Origin of the sequence: Leeuwenhoekiella sp. W20_SRS_FM14, from assembly GCF_052119605.1 — a bacterium.
In the GTDB taxonomy this organism is placed as follows: domain Bacteria; phylum Bacteroidota; class Bacteroidia; order Flavobacteriales; family Flavobacteriaceae; genus Leeuwenhoekiella.
Genome location: NZ_JBGQOK010000003.1, coordinates 1 through 18,750 on the forward strand (window position 1 = coordinate 1; position 18,750 = coordinate 18,750).

The following is an 18,750-nucleotide window of genomic DNA, read 5'->3' on the forward strand; positions in this document are numbered from 1 at the left end:
GGGGGATCGTGCCCCCCTCTCGCTACTAAAGGCTTCACAGCATTGTGAAGCCTTTTTTATTTTTAATTATGTCTGAACACGTTGTCTATATTTTATATTCAAAAGAGTTTAAAAAAAACTACACTGGAGTTACTACAGATCTGATATCTAGATTTAAATCGCATAATGAATTAGCAAATAAGGGATGGACTAAAGCCTACAGACCGTGGATGGCTATTCATATAGAGGTTTTTAATTCTAAAAATGAAGCCCTTAAAAGGGAAAAATTCTTTAAATCTGGGCAAGGTCGTGTTGAAAAAGCTAAAATTATAGATACTTTTTTAAACAAATAATTAGGAGGTTTCATATCCGCCAGAGGCGGACGGGGGATCGTGCCCCCCTCTCGCTACTAAAGGCTTCACAGCATTGTGAAGCCTTTTTTATTTTTAATTATGTCTGAATACGTTGTCTATATTTTATATTCTAAAGAGTTTAAAAAAAACTACACTGGAGTTACTACATATCTAATATCTAGAGTTAAATCGCATAATGAATTAGCAAATAAGGGATGGACTAAAGCCTACAGACCGTGGATGGTTATTCATATAGAGGTTTTTAATTCTAAAAAAGAAGCCCTTAAAAGGGAAAGATTCTTTAAATCTGGGCAAGGTCGTGTTGAAAAAGCTATAGCTTAATGTATTTTTCAATAATCGTGTTTTAAATATGAATTGATTCTAATTGTTTCCGCAGAAATTAATTAACCTTAATTTTGAAAATTGAACACTATCTGAAAAATTTATGGTGCTTTGGCAATTGTATAAAAATCTGATATTCTCCTACCTTCAATATCTACAGTATGAATGAATTCTGGACAAACCATAAAGAAGCTATTATCTATGCTGCCATTGTTATAACCATTGTTTTGATACTTCGGTTTTTAACTAAAAAACTATACAACTGGTTAGAAAAGCGTACACAAATTAAATATCCTAATGACGCGCCTTCTAATATTCATCTTGCCCAAAAAATTCTCAACGCTCTTTGGTTAGTTTTAGGAATTATGGCGCTGGGATTTATATTTATTGATGAAGAACAATATAAAACCGCCAGAGAAAACTTCTACATCGTTCTCTATTTAGGCATTGTAGCTGTTTTAACACTCTTCGCCGCATCGCTTGTGCAAACGTGGTTTAAAAGAAGTATTAAACACAGAGTTGCTAATAATGAAGATACCACCAGTTATAAATTTTTACGATACATAGCGATTTTTGCTGTTTATTTTCTAGGTGGTATACTTATGCTTATAGCATTTAAATCTATGCGTAGCTTCGCAGCTACGGCTTTAGGTGGTGCCGGTATCGTTGCTGTAGTGGCAGGTGTAGCATCACAAGAAGCATTGTCTAACCTCGTAGGCGGTCTTTTTATTATATTTTTTAAACCATTTAAACTTGGCGATATAATCAAAGTTGATGAATCTATGGTGGGTACAGTTACAGATATTACACTTAGACATACGATTATACGCAATTATGAAAATAAAATGATTGTAATACCCAATGCTATTATTAATAAGGAAAAACTTATTAATTATGACTTAGGTACTCATATTTGTTGCCAATGGATAGAGGTGGGCATCTCATATGATAGTGATATTGATCTTGCCAAACGTATTATGCGCGAAGAGTGCGAAGACCATCCTAATCTAATTGATCACCGTAGCGAACTCGAGAAATATAATGAAGAAAATAAAGTTGTTGTTCGTGTTATAGCTCTGGGTGACTCTTCTGTTACAATACGTGCCTGGGCCTGGGCCAGTAATTACAATCAGGCGTTTTCTATGAAATGTGATTTGTATGAAAGCATTAAAAAACGATTTGATAAGGAAGGTATAGAAATTCCATTTCCTCACAGAACTCTTATTTTTAAAGAAAACCAATTAGAAGGTCTAAGAAGTAAAGCTCAAAATACAAACCAGGTTAGCGTAGAAAAGGAAGAACCAGATGCTTAAAATTCAAAATTAAAACCCTTTTCTAATAAACTTTGGTAGGTGTCGGGATTAAATTGATATAGCTTAGCCGCTCGATGAGAAACATCTTTCTCCTTTTCATTTAACGGAGTTAACAAATTCATCTTTAATATTTTTCTTCTAAAATTAGGCTTATCCATCTCTTTACCTAAAATTTGCTCATAAAGATGCATTAATTGCAATAAGGTAAATTTCTGCGGAAGTAAATTAAATCCTATTGGCTCTTGACGTATTCTACGACGTAGTCTTTTTAAACCTGTTTCTAGAATTTGAGCATGGTCAAATATTAAATCTTCTACTTGAGATACTTTGAACCACGCTACATTTACAGCTGTAAATCCCGGCTTAAGATCATAATCTTCTTCCTTTATTAATGCATAATATCCTATAGTAATAACCCTAGATAATGGAAAACGATCAGGATCTCCAAAAGCTTTAAGCTGCTCTAAATAAACATCTTCAATACCGGTAAGCTCGAGCAAAAGTCTATTTGCTGCGGCATCAATACTTTCATTCTCATATATCCAACCCCCGGGAAGTGCCCATTTATTTTTATTTATACCTTCTGCATGCTGAACAAGAAGTACCTCAAGCGAGCCTTCTTTTAAACCAAATATTACACAATCTATAGTTATGCTGTCTAATATGATAGCTTTTGGCTCATTGTGATCACTACTCATTAACTTATAATGTATATATATTAGTTCGAATTTTTTACGGCTCTAAATTATAAAAATTATGTGGAATAGATTTTTATGTATATACTTGTAGTCAAATAAACTATAAGAGTAGTTTTTTTAAATTTTTAATCCATTAATTGCACACACATGTATTTTTTAGGAATAGATTTAGGAAGTTCATCAATTAAACTTGCTGTTCTAGATGGGAATACCGGCAAAGCAATTGCAAATGCAACGGTGCCAGACAAAGAGATGCAAATGCTTGCTCCTAAACAAGGCTGGGCAGAGCAAGACCCAGAACTCTGGTGGAAGTATATTTGCAACGGCATTAAACAGCTTAAATCTGGAGGGGTAGATCTTAAAACTATTAAGGCTATAGGCATTTCCTATCAAATGCACGGTCTAGTGCTTACAGATCGTAATCTTAATGTATTACGCCCTTCTATAATATGGTGCGATAGCAGAGCAGCTCCCTTAGGTGATAACATATACAAAGAGAAAGGTTCTGCTTTTTTTCAGGATAAGATATTAGGTAGTCCTGGTAATTTTACTGCTTCAAAACTAAAATGGATTCAGAAAAATGAACCTCATCTTTTTGAACAGGCAGCTCATATGATGCTTCCTGGAGATTTCATAGCTGCTAAATTTTCGGGCGTAGCCCAGACAAGTAAATCTGGCCTTTCTGAAGCCGCCCTGTGGAATTTTAAAAAAGGGGAACTTGCTACAGATGTTTTAGATGCCATGGGATTACCCGTACATCTTATTCCTGAGATTGTATCTAATTTTGAAAATCAAGCAACAATACTCCCTAAAATAGCACAAGAGTTAGGACTGGCAGAGGATGTGCAAATAACTTATAGAGCAGGTGATCAACCTAACAATGCACTTTCATTAAATGTTAATGAACCTGGAGAGATTGCGACAACCGCAGGAACTTCAGCGGTAATTTATTCGGTTAGTGATACAAACGCTTTTGATAAAAATAACCGCGTAAACACATTTTTACATGTTAATGATACTGAAGTACAAAAGCGCAATGGTATCCTGTTATGTATAAATGGGTCTGGTATTTTATACCAATGGCTGCGTAAAATTATCTCTGGAGGTTCAGAACATCTAATCTCTTATGATTTCTTAAATGAACAAGCTTCAAAAGTGACTGCGGGAAGTGATGGTCTTCGGTTTTACCCATTCGGAAACGGTGTGGAACGCATTTTTAATAACAAAGAAGCAACATCAGGATTACAAAACCTCAACTTCAATAGGCATGAAACCTCACATCTTGTGCGATCTGCATGTGAAGGAATTGTTTTTGCGATGAATTACGGTTTTGAAATTATGCAGGAAATAGGTGCCGGGGGCAATCTGGTTAAAGCCACGCACGCTAACTTGTTTTTAAGTCCTGTCTTTAGAGAGATTTTTGTAAATACAACACAAACCAGTTTAGAGCTTTACGAGACTAATGGCGCCGAAGGTGCCGCCAGAGGTGCCGCTTATGGTTTTGGTCACTATAAAACACTAAACGAAGCAAATGAAAGTCTAAAACGAATTAAAACCATAGAGCCCACTGCAGCTTTAAGTTCATCCTATGCAGAATGGTATGCCCTGTGGAAAAATAACATTCAAATAAATAATTAATTATGAGCACGTATTTTAAAGACGTTAGTAAAATTCAGTTTGAAGGAAAAGGAAGCGACAACCCCCTGGCCTTTAAATATTATGATGAAAACAAAGTAGTAGCCGGTAAAACGTTAAAAGAGCATATGCGTTTTGCAATGGCCTATTGGCATACTTTAAATAATAGGGGTAGTGATCCTTTTGGAGCACCTACTGAAACATTTGAATGGGATAAAAATTCAGATCCTGTAGCACGTGCAAAAGATAAAATGGATGCTGCTTTTGAATTTATGACAAAGTTAGGACTTCCTTACTATTGCTTTCATGATATAGACGTGGTTGATGAGGCCCCTACTCTTGGAGAATTTGAAAACAGAATGCGCGCTCTGGTAGATTATGCAAAAATCAAACAAAAAGATAGTGGCATAGATCTTTTATGGGGTACATCTAATCTCTTTAGCAATCCGCGTTACATGAACGGTGCAGCTACTAATCCTAATTTTGATGTATTAGCTTACGCGGGGGCTCAGCTTAAAATTGCATTAGATGCAACAATAGAACTAGGTGGCTCTAATTATGTGTTTTGGGGTGGTCGAGAAGGCTATATGAGTTTATTAAATACAGATATGAACCGTGAGCTTGATCACCTGGGTCAGTTTTTAAATATGTGTAAGGATTACGGTCGCAAACAAGGGTTTACTGGTAATTTCTTGATTGAACCAAAACCTATGGAACCCACCAAACATCAATATGATTTTGATGCAGCAACTACTTTAGGTTTTATCAATAAATATGGCTTACAAAACGATTTTAAATTGAATCTTGAAGTAAACCATGCTACACTGGCGAGTCATACTTTTGAGCACGAATTACAAGTTGCAGTAGATGCAGGTATGTTAGGAAGCATTGATGCAAACCGTGGGGATTATCAAAACGGATGGGACACAGACCAGTTTCCTATTAATGTTTTTGAAATCACACAGTCTATGCTGGTTATCTTAGAAGGTGGTGGTATACAAGGCGGCGGTATTAATTTTGACGCTAAAGTACGTAGAAACTCTACAGATCTTAATGACAAATTTATCGCACACATCGCCGGTATGGATACGTTTGCACGTGGGTTAATAGCAGCAGATCACATCTTAGAGAATACAAATTATAAAGCATTGCGTAAATCACGTTATGAATCATTTGATTCTGGCAATGGTGCTGCTTTTGAGAAAGGTACACTTACTCTAGAGCAACTAAGTGATATAGGGAGAAGCAATGGTGAACCTAAATCGTTTAGTGGCCAGCAAGAATTGTATGAGCAGCTTGTAGCTAATTCATTCTAAAAAAAGTTTTATTTAATATAGCAAAGGCATCCTTAGGGATGCCTTTTTTTTAGTTCATAAATCACATTCAATTGATATTCAAAGAACTTTTCATAATTTTTAATAATAAAAAAAGATAGGAATAATAAATTCACTTTATTAGTTTTAAGGCTACATTAATCGGTTTAGTTGTAATTAACATTTAATTAACTGAATATCAAGTGTCTTATTTTACTATAACGTTGTTTTTATAAGTAAGTCTATCGTAATTTTAAACCGTAATTACGAACAGAATTAAAATTTACAGTAATGAAAGCAACGTTTAAAATTATCGAAAGCAATATCGAATGCACGCAAGAGGTTATTAAACAGTGCTTAAACCGAATTATGGAAGTGCGTGTTTTAGAAGTTAATCTAAACAAAAACACCATATCTGTAGATTATTTTAAACCTAGTGTTTATGAACGTATCAAAAAAGAACTTTACTGTTTGGGACTTTCTGTTGGTGAATTGGTAATCCTTCCTGATTTTAATAACTAATCTATTAATCGCAATTTCTATTCTACTACAAATCAAGAAACTGATTTTACAAATTCAAATTGAGATTTTCAGGCTTTAATGCTATTCTTGCCCTAATTTGAGCGTTTCTTATAATTGAATTTTATTTAAAATTCGGAAGTCCTTAGAGCATTTTTTTTTAATGCAATTTAATTTATAGTCTTTATTAATTATATGTCTATTATTTAAACTATTAATGCATTTCTCATAATTCTTTTTTCAACTTTAGACTATAAATAATATTAGTAATTCTTGACATTAGCTGATAGGAAATGTATCTTTCGAGTTCAACCAACCAATTTGATCTTTTAGAAATATGCTAAATCTAATCCGTACAGACTCAAAAAATGCTGATTTCTTAAAATTGATAAAAGAACTCGATGAAACCCTCAAACTAACTGATGGCGATGATCACGCATTTTATAATCAATTTAATTCTTTAGAACGTATCAATAATGTCATTGTAGCTTATGAAAGCGGGATCGCAGTGGGCTGCGGAGCGTTTAGAGAATACGGCCCTAAGAGTTTAGAAATAAAAAGAATGTATACTAAACCGCTGTATAGAAAACGAGGTTACGCTAGTTTAATACTGGAAGCTTTAGAAAACTGGGGAGCAGAATTAGGGTACACAAAATGTATTTTAGAGACAGGTATCTTTCAACCTCCGGCAATTGCTCTTTACAAGAGAAGACATTATGATATTATCCCTAATTACGGGCAATACAGTGGCGTAGGCGGTAGTATGTGTTTTATTAAATATCTGGCTGGTGCTTAGTTTCGCCTAGATTACGCGCGATATATCTACCTCAACCTTTAATTTACTTTTACCGCTACCATAAACCACACCTTTTAAAGGTGGTACATCATAATAATCTCTTCCCCATCCTACAACAAGATGTTGATCGCCGGGAATTTGATTGTTTGTAGGGTCAAAATCTACCCATCCAAAACCGGGAATAAAAATTGAAAACCAGGCGTGGCTCGCGTCTGCTCCTACTAATTTTTGCTGTCCCGGAGGCGGTAAGGTTTCTATATAACCACTTACATAGCGTGCAGGCAATCCTATAGATCGTATACAGGCAATTGCTATCTGTGCAAAATCCTGACAAACCCCTTTACGATTCTTCATCACTTCATTTATAGGTGTGCTCACACTCGTAAAACCCGAGACAAAATCAAAATCTATATAAATACGCTGCATTAACTCTTCTGCTGCCTCAAAAACAGAGCGACCGGGTATAAAGCTTTCTTTAGCATAATTAAGAATAGACTCATCTGTCTTTTTAATGAAAATAGACTCGAGAACAAATTGCTTTGCTTCTAAAATATCTGGTTCAGTTTTGCTAAGTAATGATAAAGCTTGTTCTAAGGTTACTTTAGAACAGGCATCAGATCTAAAGTCGTTTTTAAATTGCTCATACTCCCTGCGTATTTTACTCACAGTAGTAACTTTTAACTGCCTATGCTCTTTCTGAATTGAAAAACGAGTTATATAATTTCCGAAGAAATCAACACGTTCAGAAATCTCATCTGCTTCAGGACTTATATGTATTTTGTATTCTAATAATTCCTGACCAAGAGAACGTCTCGATTTTAATACTGCTATATTATGGCAATAACTTACCGGTGCGTCGTAATCGTATTTGGTTGTATGTGAGATTGAATAAAGCATTATAATGGGAAGTTTTGGTCAACTAATTGACTCTGCTTATAGGTATGATTAAAATAGGTATTTGATATAGCCTGTGATGTTTGAAAAAGCAAATCACTTAGTTTTTCTAATAATTTATCTAAGTCCTCTCTAATTAAACTATCCTCACTATTTATTTTAGCAAGAGATTCTGAACTTGCTAAACGCAGACTGGCAAAAGCTTCAAAGACATATTTCTCATAATTCATTAACACATCAGATTTTATTGAATGTGGTAATCTGGCGATATCTTTTTGAAGACGACCTAACTGAAATGCAAGCGATCTTGGGTAATGCAAATCCATAAGTAGTAAGCTTATTACAGGTTCTATACGTATATAGGAACGGTAACTATACCGGTAAATATTTAAACTCTCATGACTACTTAACAAAGATTCTAAAACTTCATATTCTGTTTGTCCCGGTTGTTTAATCACAAGCAAAGACCGGCACTTGGTAATGGTAAGCATACTTTGTTCTAGCTGTAAACCTATAAAATAAAGCAGCAATCCCTGATCTACCATTATACTTTCTTCGATAAGCCCCATAAAGGCTATGAGTCGTGTTATAAGCTGATTAAGTGCTCTAATTAGCTTTGTTATAGTGAGGTCTTTTTCATTTTCGAGATTGCGCCAAATCTTCTGAATATTTTCGAAAACCCGCCACATATCACTACTCCATAAATTACGAATTGAGTAATATGAATTGCTAAACATACTCATTGTATTAGCAAGACTTCCTACTCGATTCCGATTGAGCACAACAGATACTATCTCTTCAAGTGGATTTTCAAGAGCAGATTTACCATTTGTGCTGTCTTCCATAAAACCAGGATAGGTTCCCGTCATTTGGGTTACTGCTTTATAAAGTGTGTCTAGTTTAACAGCTCCTACCTGTTGATGACTCGCTTCAGTAGAATTCATTTGTTTGAGTACCATTCGTAAAAAACGAGCATTTACCAGTGTACGACCCACATATCTTCCCGCCCAGTATAAATTCTCTGCAGTTAAACTTGGTAAATCATCAAGGCCACTTACTGAAACTGCAGATTTTCTATTCCAGTTAAAACTGGGCTGCTCTTCATTTTTATTATTTCCTATAATCCAAAAATCTTTACTGGTACCACCCCGCTGATTAGAAACTCTTAAGTTATCGCGTTCTGAAGCAACACGTACGAGACCACCGGGCATTACATTGTAGCCATTTTTACCGGCCATTGTAAACGTACGCGCAACCATATTGCGCGGCTCAAAGTTTCCTTTACTAAAATTAGGGGTTGTAGAAAAGCTAATGTGCTCCTGAGCTACAAAATGATAAGGTTTCTTTTCTATTTCTTTTCTCAGCGCTTCTAATTCTATTTCTGAAAGCAATTCGCCAAAATGAATGTGTTCTCGGTTTGTACGATCTATAGGTTTGATCACCAGCTTTGAGAGATTCTCAAGTACATATTTTCGTTCTTTTTCCTGACCACACCACCAGGATGCAATTTGCGGAAGATGCAATTCTTCTTTCAGGAAAAACCTGCTTATAGCCGGCATAAAAGGGATTAAACCTGGGTTTTCTAAGATACCACTGCCTATCGGGTTTACTATGGAGACATTCTGGCGTCTTACCACATCAAGCAAACCGGCTACGCCCAGATGTGAATCTTCTCGCAATTCAAGAGGATCTGTAAATACATCATCTACCCTACGCAATACGACGTGCACGCGTTTTAAACCCTTTAAAGATTTCATATATAAATGACCATCTCTAACAACCAGGTCATTTCCCTGAACCAGTGGATACCCCAAAAAAGATGCTAAATAAGCGTGCTCAAAGTACGTCTCATTATGTGATCCCGGCGTTAAAATAACAATATTGGGATTTTCAATTTTCTCAGGAGAAGCTTCTACCAGCAACTCATTAAATTCTTTAAAAAATTCTGAGAGTCGCTTAATATTCATATCTGCAAAAATATCTGCAAAGACACGATTAGCAGTAGATCTGTTTTCTAAAGCATAACCCATACCCGAAGGCGCCTGCGACCGGTCATTTACAACCCACATTCTGCCATCACTCCCACGCGCCAAATCTGCAGCATACAAAAGCAAATGTCTGTCTATCTTATAATGTATTTTATCGCATTGTCTTAAAAAGCCCCGATGCCCGTAAATTACTTCGTGAGGTACAATACCTTCTTTAATTAATTTGCGCTCCCCGTAAACGTCTTTGAGAACCTTGTCTAAAAGATCTGCACGCTGTTTAAGTCCTTTTTCAATTTGCTGCCACTCTTTAATATCTAATAAAAATGGAACTACATTTAAATTCCAGGGTCTATTGAGACCATTAGGATCATTATAGACATTATAGGTAACACCATTTTCTTCAAGAAGCCAATTAATATCGTTCTGACGCTGAGTTAAGCCCTCGACACCTATTTGTTTAAAATTTTCTAAAAGCGTATTCCAATCCCCTTTAACGCTAAGATCTGGTTTAAACATCTCATCGTAGGTATTGTCTGTAAAATACTTAGTAAACCAAGCGTTTGTAGCCACGGTCATATGTAGGGTATAAAATTATTTCTTACGTAAATCCAGTAAATGTGGGAATTCTGGGTTGACAGGAATTTCTTTAAAATTAAATGTTTTTTCTGAATGTGTTGATTTTAAACTGCGTTTCACAGCACCGCTATTAGGCTCTGTTTCAGAAGGATCTATTGTTCCCTGCGTATGTCCCATTTCCCAGAATCTGTTTATACGGCGTGACTCTGCTTCTAAACTGTTAATAGGATAGGTTTCATAACTTCTTCCACCGGGATGTGATACAAAATAAGTGCAGCCACCTATAGAACGCTTATTCCATAAATCAACTACATCAAAAACTAATGGCGTATCTACCCCTATAGTGGGGTGCAAAGCAGACCAGGGATCCCAGGCTTTATAACGAACACCAGCTACATACTCACCTTTAACATCGGTGCTGCTCAATTGAACTTTTACACCATTGCAAGTAACTACATACCGCTCATCGTTGAAGTTTGATATTTTTATTTGAACACGCTCGAGTGATGAGTCTACATAACGCGCGGTACCACCACCTGTCATTTCTTCCCCAAGAACATTCCATGGTTCGATTGCGGCGCGCAGTTCTACCTGCATATCTTTAATTTTAATCAATCCATAAAGTGGAAAACGAAACTCAAAAAACGGATCGAACCAATCTAATTCAAATGGATAACCGGCAGCATTCAACTGACTTACAATATCCTTAATATCTTCTTTGACATAATGCTCCATCAAGAATTTATCGTGCAGTTGCGTTCCCCAGCGCACAAGTTTATGCTTGTAAGGCTCTTTCCAAAACCAGGAAACCAGTGTACGTACAAGTAGCATTTGCATTAAACTCATTTGAGGATGCGGTGGCATATCAAAAGCACGAAGTTCTAAAATACCCAATCTGCCCGATGAAGAATCTGGCGAATACAACTTATCTATACAAAATTCTGCACGGTGCGTATTTCCTGTAATATCTGTTAATAAATGCCTAAATAAGCGATCTGTTAACCAAAACGGAACTTCTTCTCCTTCAGGAATCTGCGAAAATGCTATTTCTAACTCATATAAATTTTCGGCTCTGCCCTCATCTATACGCGGTGCCTGGCTCGTTGAACCTATAAAACCACCTGAGAATAAATAGGATAATCCCGGGTGATGTTGCCAGAAGGTTAATAGACTACGCAGCATATCTGGTCTGCGTAACAACGGACTATCTGAAGGTGTTGTACCTCCTAAAGTAACGTGATTACCACCACCAGTGCCGGTATGTTTACCATCTAACATAAATTTCTCGGTACCCAGGCGACTCTTTTTCGCTTCCTCATACAGTGTTAAAGTTGTATTTGTAAGCTCACCCCAGGTCTTTGATGGGTGTACATTTACTTCGATTACACCGGGATCTGGTGTAACTTTTAATACTTCTAAACGTATATCACGTGGAGGCTCATAGCCTTCTATTAAAACAGGAACATCCAGCTTTTTTGCTGTAGCTTCTATCGAAGCGATAAGATCTAAAAAGGTCTCTGCATCGTCAAGTGGCGGAAGAAAAAGATATAAACGTTTTTCTCTAACCTCAGCACAAATAGCAGTACGCGCAAAAGGATTCTTTTCTTTTTTATCTGCGTTATAGTCTACTTTTTTTCCTTTTTTCGCTTTCGCGGAAGCTAAACGTTGCTCAAGAGCTTCACCGTAGTTACCAAAAGGTTTTCGTTTATCAAATAAATCTGGCTCTGAGATATCCTGAGAAGCTACCTCCGGATTTTCAATTAATGAGTTTAAAGGAAGTCTATATCCCACAGGTGAATTTCCCGGGATTAGGAATAAATTTTTTCTTCTAAATTCCCATGCATTTGTAACCCATTTCCCGCGTATGTTAGCAAGAGGCATCACATGGCCTATTTTCTTATTAAGACCTTGTTCTAATATTTTATTAAGACGATTACGTACCGATGTTGCAGTGTCATCCCCTTTTAAGGGATCTACATCTACAGGTAATCTCCCTTCCTCCCACATAAAATAAAATACATCTTCGTAGGCCGGCATAATGTATTCTAATCGAACGCCTAAATTTATTGCCAATTCCTGCAAAAAGGTTTTGCTTATTCCCTCTGGTAATTCATATTCATTTGTAAAGGAAGCCATAAGGCGTTCTTCTTTCCAGATGGGTAAACCATCTTTACGCCAATGCATACCTATTGCCCAGCGTGGAATGGGTTCGCCGGGATACCATTTTCCCTGAGCGTGATGAAACATACCGCCGGGTGCAAATTTGTGTAATAACCGGTTTGATAAGCCCTCAGATAGTTTGCGTTTTTCAGGGCCATCTGCTGCAGTATTCCACTGCTCAGACTCCATATCATCTATAGAAACAAATGTAGGTTCGCCACCCATGGTAAGACGTACATCATTTTCTTGTAATTCATTCTCAACCTCAAACCCCAGATTGTAAATCGCTTTCCATTGGCTTTCGGTATATGGTTTTGTTACGCGCGGAGATTCAAAAATTCGGGTAACAGAATTATCAAATTCAAATTCGGTTTCTGCAGGATCTGAAAAACCCACCACCGGTGCGGCACTTTCAAATGAGGGTGTACACGCTAACGGAATATGCCCTTCGCTAGCTAATAATCCTGATGTTGCATCAAGACCTATCCAGCCTGCACCCGGCACATAAACTTCTGCCCAGGCATGCAAGTCTGTAAAATCTTCTTCTGGACCAGACGGGCCGTCAAGCGATTTTTCGTCAGACTTTAACTGTACAAGATATCCTGACACAAAACGTGCTGCCATACCTAGATGGCGCAAACTCTGCACAAGTAGCCACGCAAAGTCACGACAACTACCTAATTTTTTTTCGAGCGTTTCTTCACAGGTTTGAACACCGGGCTCCATACGCACGGTATAGTTTAGGTATTCATTAATATGCCTGTTAATACCTATTAGAAAATAAATAGTAAGTTGTTTTGAAGTATCTATCGTCTTTAAAAATTCTGCTAATAACGGGCCTTTATCTGTTACTTCAAGATAGGGTAGCAATTCTTTCTTTAAGGATTCTGAATATTGAAACGGAAAATCTTCAACAGATTTTTCAACAAAAAAATCAAACGGATTTATAGTTTTTAAATCAGCCAGAATTTCAACTTCTATAGATAACTCATCTGTTTTTTCAGGAAAAACAACTCGTGCCAGATAGTTTCCAAAGGGATCCTGCTGCCAGTTAAAGAAATGATTTTCAGGCTTTATTTTTAAAGAATATGCTTCTATAGGTGTTCTGCTATGAGGTGCAGGTCGTAATCTAAATAGGTGCGGTGATAGCGCTATACGCTTGTCATATTTATATTTGGTTTTATGAGAAATAACGACTTTTAACGCCATACACAGCTGTTTTTATAAATTATAATATACCTTCCTATATAAACTAATTTGTACTAAATATAGCACACCCTGTAGTTAATTGAGCAGGATGTGATAAAAAGTATAATTCTAAAACCAATTTTTAGCGAATTGATAAAAAACGACTTACAGACTTTATAATAAACAATTTTATAAGCTGAAATCTTAAAAAACCGCTTTGTTTTAAGTCTTACAACAATCGGGAATGCTCTCGCAAGATTGAAGTTATTAATTCTATTTTTTTAAAAATTCAATAAACCTTTTGTGCATCTCGGTTGTATAATCATAATGCGTAACGATGCGTAATTTCCCTTTACCTAAGGCACTTATATAAATCTGGGCAGCTTTTAGTTTTTCAATAAATTGTAATTCGTCAACTTCTGCTTTTAAGTTAAAAATCAAAATATTTGTTTCTACCGGCTCTACGTGAGCCACATCTGGATGCTGCATTAATGCTACAGAAAGCTCCTGAGCTTTTTTATGATCTTCATCCATACGTTGCCAATTATGCTCTAAAGCATAAAGACCGGCAGCAGCTGCAAAACCTACCTGCCGCATACCACCTCCTAATACTTTACGCACGCGCATCGCCTTGTCCATATATTTTTGTTTACCTACAAGAACAGATCCCATAGGTGCTCCCAGACCTTTTGATAAACAAACAGAAATTGTGTCAAACGCAGCACCATAATCTTTAGGAGACTCATCGGTTACGACAAGGGCATTCCATAAACGGGCTCCATCAAGATGCAGGCCTAAACCATGGTCGTCACACACCTTACGTATTTTTAGTATTTCTCTAAAATCATAACAGGCGCCACCTCCCTTATTTGTAGTATTCTCAAGACATACGAGTGAAGTTAACGGACTATGATAAAAATCTGGCGGATTTATACTTTCTTCAACCTGATCTGCAGTAATCATTCCTCTATGACCATCTAGTAATCTACACGATACCCCACTGTTAAAAGAAACACCACCGCCTTCATAATTGTATACATGTGCATATTTATCTGCGATAAGCTGTTCACCCGGCTGCGTATGTATTTTAATCGCTGCCTGGTTAGTCATACTTCCGGTAGGGAAATACAGGGCACTATCCATCCCAAAAAGCTCTGCTATATGAGCTTCAAGTTTATTTACACTAGGGTCTTCTTTATATACATCATCACCTACTTCTGCATGCATCATAGCCTCCAGCATACCTTGCGAAGGTTTAGTTAAGGTGTCGCTACGCAAATCTATTCTCATTGTATTCTAATTTAGGTTGTCTAATCTGTTTATCTAAGATGCTCACCACCGTCTACGGGAATTACAGCTCCATTAATCCAGTTTGCTTCTGGTTTAATTAATAAGTAAACTACATTGGCTACATCTTCAGGGGTTGTTAATCGCTTTTGAGGATTGCGGGCAAGCGCTTGTTCTATTAAAATTTCACTTCCGGGAATTAATTGTAAACTTTCGGTGTTTGTAACACCTGCCTGTATGCAATTTGCTGTGATTTGTAAGGGTGCAAATTCATAAGCCAGGCTGCGCACAATAGCCTCTAAAGCCGCTTTAGCCATAGAGACTGCGGCGTAATTAGGTAGCGGTTTTGTACTTCCCTCACTTGTAAATGTAAGTATTGACGCATTTTTTTCAAAGAGGCTTGCTTTCGCGAAAGCATTTGCCCAGTCGTATAAGCTCACCGCCATTGCCTCTGCGGTGAGCATAAAATCGTTACCCTTAAGAGTCGCTGCGGAAGCATTTGCACTATAAATTGGCTTCAAATTACCTTTTGCAATACTATGTAATAGTAGCTTTAGTGTCGCTTGCTTTTCAGTAAAAAAAGTAATGAGTTCTGCTCTGGTTTGTTCCTGCAAGGCGTCTTTATTAAAACTTATAACTTGAACACCAGTTTCGCGTAGGATATCACATTCGGCCTCAAATTCTACTAATTTACTACGTCTGGTTCTGTGTACAATACAGATGTTAAGGCCGTGCTGTGCTAGTTTTTTTGCCGATGCAAAACCTAAACCACTACTTCCGCCTAATATAAGAGCCCAGGAATTAGATCCCGGAGCTGCATTAAATTCAAAATTTACCATTCTAATAAGATACGTTGTGCAGAAAATCCCGGACCAAAACTAAGCATTAAGCCGTAATCACCTTCAGGAATTTTTCTAGTTAAAAAGCGCTCTAAAACATACAACACTGTTACGCTACTCATATTGCCATACAAACGTAAAACTTCTTTGGTATCATCAATATTTTTACCCATCTCGCCAAATAATCCTTCTACTGTCTGAACTATTTTTTTTCCACCGGGGTGGAATATCAAATGATTAATTTGTTCAATCGTAAGATTATTAGTTTCTAAAAACGGATTTATAATTGCCGGGAAATGACTTGCAATAGTTTCAGGAACGCTTTGATCTAAAATCATTTTAAGCCCGGTATTAGTAAGTTTAAAGCCCATCATATGTTCTGCTTCATAAAAATGATACATACCGGTCGCTTTAATTTTAGGCCCCTCATCTTCTTCTTTTGAAGATAATAAAACACAAGCGCCACCATCTCCAAAAATTGCTGCGCTCACCACATTTGCCATAGAATAATCATCAAGCTGAAAGGTAGCCGTAGGACTCTCTACCGCAATTACTGCAGCGCGTTTCCCCGGATTTGCCTTTAAAAAATCAGTTGCGTACAAAATGCCAGAAATGCCGGCTGCGCAACCCATTTCGGTTACCGGAAGTCTGGTGATATCCTGGCGTAACTTTAATTTATTAATTAAATATGCATCTAATGAGGGTATCATAATGCCTGTACAGCTCACCGTAATAATGTAGTCGAGACTTTGAGCATCCCAACCAGTTTTTTCTAAAGCCTCAGTCAGGGCAGTTTCCCCAAGCTTAATCACCTCCCGAACATAAATATCATTTTTTTCTTCAAAAGAAGATGCTGTAAATACTTCTTCAGGAGCCATTATACTGTAACGTTTATCTACTGCAGCATTACTAAATATCTTTTTTACCTTACGGCGAAAACGCTCCTCCTGCCCTTCTAACCAAATGTCTAAAAGTGGCATGATATCCTGAGTTTCCCTATGATATTGTGGGATCGCTTTTCCTACAGCGGCTATTTTTACTTCTGTTTTTCTAAAATCCATAAATATCTAAAAGCCCAGCGCCATTTTAATTGAAATGAACTCACGGGAAGCTTATTTGTAAACATTAATAATTCGTTCTTTTTAAATGCGCGCTCAATAGAGATTAAACCATCATGACGGGCAATATGTGTCTTCATAAATACACCGCTAAAGCCTTTAAATAAAAAATGAGCAATCTTACTGCGTTGCAAGTCATTTATAACAACACCCAGTTTTGAAAGCGCTAAAAACTGCTGCATAAATACAAGTATCTCTTCATTTGTAAAGTGATGCATCGTTAAAACCGACACAACAATATCGCATTGAAAAGATGTACGATCTAGTGTCAATATATCTTGCTTTTTAAAACTAATCTCAGAGTAATCTTTAGATTTCTCTTTTGCGAGGTTGATGCTTTTCTCATTTAAATCAAGACCCAGTAATTCTACTTTTACATTTTGTTTGCGGGCATACCTTGCTATTGTGCGTAACATCTCCCCATCACCACAACCTAAATCAACAATATTATAAGAGTCTTGCGGAAATTTTCTAAAAAAATAATTAAGCCCATCAATTGTAATTTGTTGACCGCCGAGCCATTTATTTACTAAAGTCACATCTTTTAAAGCAGCTTTAAGCGTCACCTCGTCTAATGACGGGTCATCCATTAATTCTGGAGTAAGTTTTCTACTTTTCAAAAGCTTGCCGGTTTACCGTGGGTTGATTTTATGATTTGTTTCATTAAGAATGGAAATTTACGCATCGCCTGTAGACCATAGTGTGTAGCGGTCTCATTTTGTAATAAACCCTGTAAAATTCTACCAGTTTTTAATCTGGAATTGAATTCCTTGTTCCACCGTGTAGTGTACGTATGCTCTAATTGAGATCTGCTCCAATCTGATGTTACCATTTCTTGAATACATGTGGCTAAAATTTGTGCTCCGGTTATTGCCATTGCCATACCGTTACCACAAAGCGGATGAATAAGTCCTGCACTATCACCACACATAAGCACGTGTTCTTCTACCGTATTTTTAGATTGAAAAGAAATCTGACTAATGCTCAAAGGTTTATCAAATACAGGCGCTGCACTCGCAAAAAAGGATTTTAGTCTAGGATTTTGCTCGAGAACATTTTTTTGAAAACCTTCAAGATTTCCTGATGCTTTAAATGCATCTAAATGTGTTAGGTAACACACATTCACCTTGTTATTTTCAACCTTGGAAATTCCGCAGTATCCTCCCTTAAAATTATGAAGACTTACCGTGTTCTCTGTAACCGGAGCTAGATAATGGGCCTTGACTCCCAACCAGGGTGTTTTGGTTTTGATAAAATTCCGCGAAAGCGAAATATCTAAATTTGAACGTTTTCCAAATGAACCTATAACAAAATCTGCATGGTAAACTGCTCCCGAAAGCATCTGTAATTCAAAAGAATCTTCTTTAAAAATAACCGATTCTACTTGTGCATGAACGATCTTTGCACCTGCCTTTTTAACTTCTGCAGCGAGATTAAAATCTAACGTATACCTGCTAATTCCAAAACCACCTAGCGGAAGCTGAGTTTGAATAGGCTGCCCGGTAGTTGTTGTAAATTCAAATTTTGATATGGCAACAGCGCCCCATTTAAAGGGATCTATACCTAAAGAATGCCAGTATGGAAGAATCTCATTAGAGATATATTCACCGCAAACTTTATGTCTGGGATAGCTTTCTTTCTCAAAAAGTTGAATATGAAAACCTGCTTTACAAAGGTGCAAAGCAGCTGTCAGACCCGCAAGTCCACCGCCTATGATGGCTATTTTAATCGGTTTTTTCAAAGCAGTATCAA

At 36.9% G+C, this 18,750-nt stretch carries 16 protein-coding genes; 7 read left to right on the forward strand and 9 right to left on the reverse strand.

Annotation, left to right across the window (positions count from 1 at the left end; all coding sequences use genetic code 11):
* Positions 1-68: 68 nt before the first annotated feature.
* From ACEN25_RS06150 to ACEN25_RS06160, 3 genes are all read left to right on the forward strand, one after another.
* Positions 69-332: a GIY-YIG nuclease family protein gene (locus ACEN25_RS06150; RefSeq protein ID WP_441802153.1), complete on the forward strand. Its 264-nt coding sequence runs from the start codon at positions 69-71 to the stop codon at positions 330-332.
* Positions 333-431: 99 nt separating this feature from the next.
* Positions 432-674 carry a GIY-YIG nuclease family protein gene (locus ACEN25_RS06155; protein ID WP_441802154.1) on the forward strand — a complete coding sequence of 81 codons (243 nt, stop codon included), beginning with the start codon at positions 432-434 and terminating at the stop codon, positions 672-674.
* Positions 675-835: 161 nt separating this feature from the next.
* On the forward strand, positions 836-1,987 hold the full coding sequence (locus ACEN25_RS06160; protein ID WP_441802155.1) for a mechanosensitive ion channel family protein: 1,152 nt from the start codon (positions 836-838) through the stop codon (positions 1,985-1,987).
* Here the strand turns inward: ACEN25_RS06160 and ACEN25_RS06165 are convergent.
* On the reverse strand, positions 1,984-2,685 hold the full coding sequence (locus ACEN25_RS06165; RefSeq protein ID WP_028376065.1) for an NUDIX hydrolase: 702 nt from the start codon (positions 2,683-2,685) through the stop codon (positions 1,984-1,986). The genes ACEN25_RS06160 and ACEN25_RS06165 overlap by 4 nt on opposite strands.
* 147 nt (positions 2,686-2,832) lie before the next feature.
* On the opposite strand from ACEN25_RS06165, the gene ACEN25_RS06170 reads away from it, so the two are divergent.
* From ACEN25_RS06170 to ACEN25_RS06185, 4 genes are all read left to right on the forward strand, one after another.
* On the forward strand, positions 2,833-4,323 hold the full coding sequence (locus ACEN25_RS06170) for a xylulokinase (protein ID WP_441802156.1): 1,491 nt from the start codon (positions 2,833-2,835) through the stop codon (positions 4,321-4,323).
* A 2-nt stretch (positions 4,324-4,325) separates the two neighbouring features.
* Positions 4,326-5,636 (forward strand): xylose isomerase, encoded by a 1,311-nt coding sequence (xylA, locus tag ACEN25_RS06175; protein ID WP_441802157.1) that lies wholly within the window; start codon positions 4,326-4,328, stop codon positions 5,634-5,636.
* 288 nt (positions 5,637-5,924) lie between these two features.
* Positions 5,925-6,155: a hypothetical protein gene (locus ACEN25_RS06180; protein ID WP_028376068.1), complete on the forward strand. Its 231-nt coding sequence runs from the start codon at positions 5,925-5,927 to the stop codon at positions 6,153-6,155.
* A gap of 334 nt (positions 6,156-6,489) precedes the next feature.
* Positions 6,490-6,948 carry a GNAT family N-acetyltransferase gene (locus tag ACEN25_RS06185; protein ID WP_028376069.1) on the forward strand — a complete coding sequence of 153 codons (459 nt, stop codon included), beginning with the start codon at positions 6,490-6,492 and terminating at the stop codon, positions 6,946-6,948.
* A 6-nt stretch (positions 6,949-6,954) separates the two neighbouring features.
* Here ACEN25_RS06185 and ACEN25_RS06190 read toward each other — a convergent pair whose 3' ends face one another.
* The 8 genes from ACEN25_RS06190 to ACEN25_RS06225 form a co-directional block, all read right to left on the reverse strand.
* A complete protein-coding gene (locus tag ACEN25_RS06190; RefSeq protein WP_441802158.1) occupies positions 6,955-7,845 on the reverse strand; it encodes a transglutaminase family protein in 891 nt (296 codons plus the stop codon).
* Positions 7,845-10,406, reverse strand: a complete 2,562-nt coding sequence (locus tag ACEN25_RS06195; RefSeq protein ID WP_441802159.1) for a circularly permuted type 2 ATP-grasp protein — start codon at positions 10,404-10,406, stop codon at positions 7,845-7,847. The genes ACEN25_RS06190 and ACEN25_RS06195 overlap by 1 nt, the downstream gene beginning before the upstream one ends.
* 15 nt (positions 10,407-10,421) lie before the next feature.
* Positions 10,422-13,775: a transglutaminase family protein gene (locus ACEN25_RS06200; RefSeq protein ID WP_441802160.1), complete on the reverse strand. Its 3,354-nt coding sequence runs from the start codon at positions 13,773-13,775 to the stop codon at positions 10,422-10,424.
* A gap of 252 nt (positions 13,776-14,027) precedes the next feature.
* Positions 14,028-15,044: a threonine aldolase family protein gene (locus ACEN25_RS06205; protein ID WP_441802161.1), complete on the reverse strand. Its 1,017-nt coding sequence runs from the start codon at positions 15,042-15,044 to the stop codon at positions 14,028-14,030.
* Between the two features lie 29 nt (positions 15,045-15,073).
* The gene (locus ACEN25_RS06210) at positions 15,074-15,880 is read right to left on the reverse strand and encodes an SDR family oxidoreductase (protein WP_441802162.1); all 807 of its coding nucleotides are present in this window, start codon (positions 15,878-15,880) and stop codon (positions 15,074-15,076) included.
* Positions 15,874-16,941, reverse strand: a complete 1,068-nt coding sequence (locus ACEN25_RS06215; RefSeq protein WP_441802163.1) for a type III polyketide synthase — start codon at positions 16,939-16,941, stop codon at positions 15,874-15,876. The genes ACEN25_RS06210 and ACEN25_RS06215 overlap by 7 nt, the downstream gene beginning before the upstream one ends.
* Positions 16,917-17,618, reverse strand: a complete 702-nt coding sequence (locus tag ACEN25_RS06220) for a methyltransferase domain-containing protein (protein WP_441802164.1) — start codon at positions 17,616-17,618, stop codon at positions 16,917-16,919. Before ACEN25_RS06220 ends, ACEN25_RS06215 begins: the two co-directional genes overlap by 25 nt.
* The gene (locus ACEN25_RS06225) at positions 17,615-18,739 is read right to left on the reverse strand and encodes an NAD(P)/FAD-dependent oxidoreductase (RefSeq protein ID WP_441802165.1); all 1,125 of its coding nucleotides are present in this window, start codon (positions 18,737-18,739) and stop codon (positions 17,615-17,617) included. Before ACEN25_RS06225 ends, ACEN25_RS06220 begins: the two co-directional genes overlap by 4 nt.
* Positions 18,740-18,750 lie beyond the last annotated feature (11 nt).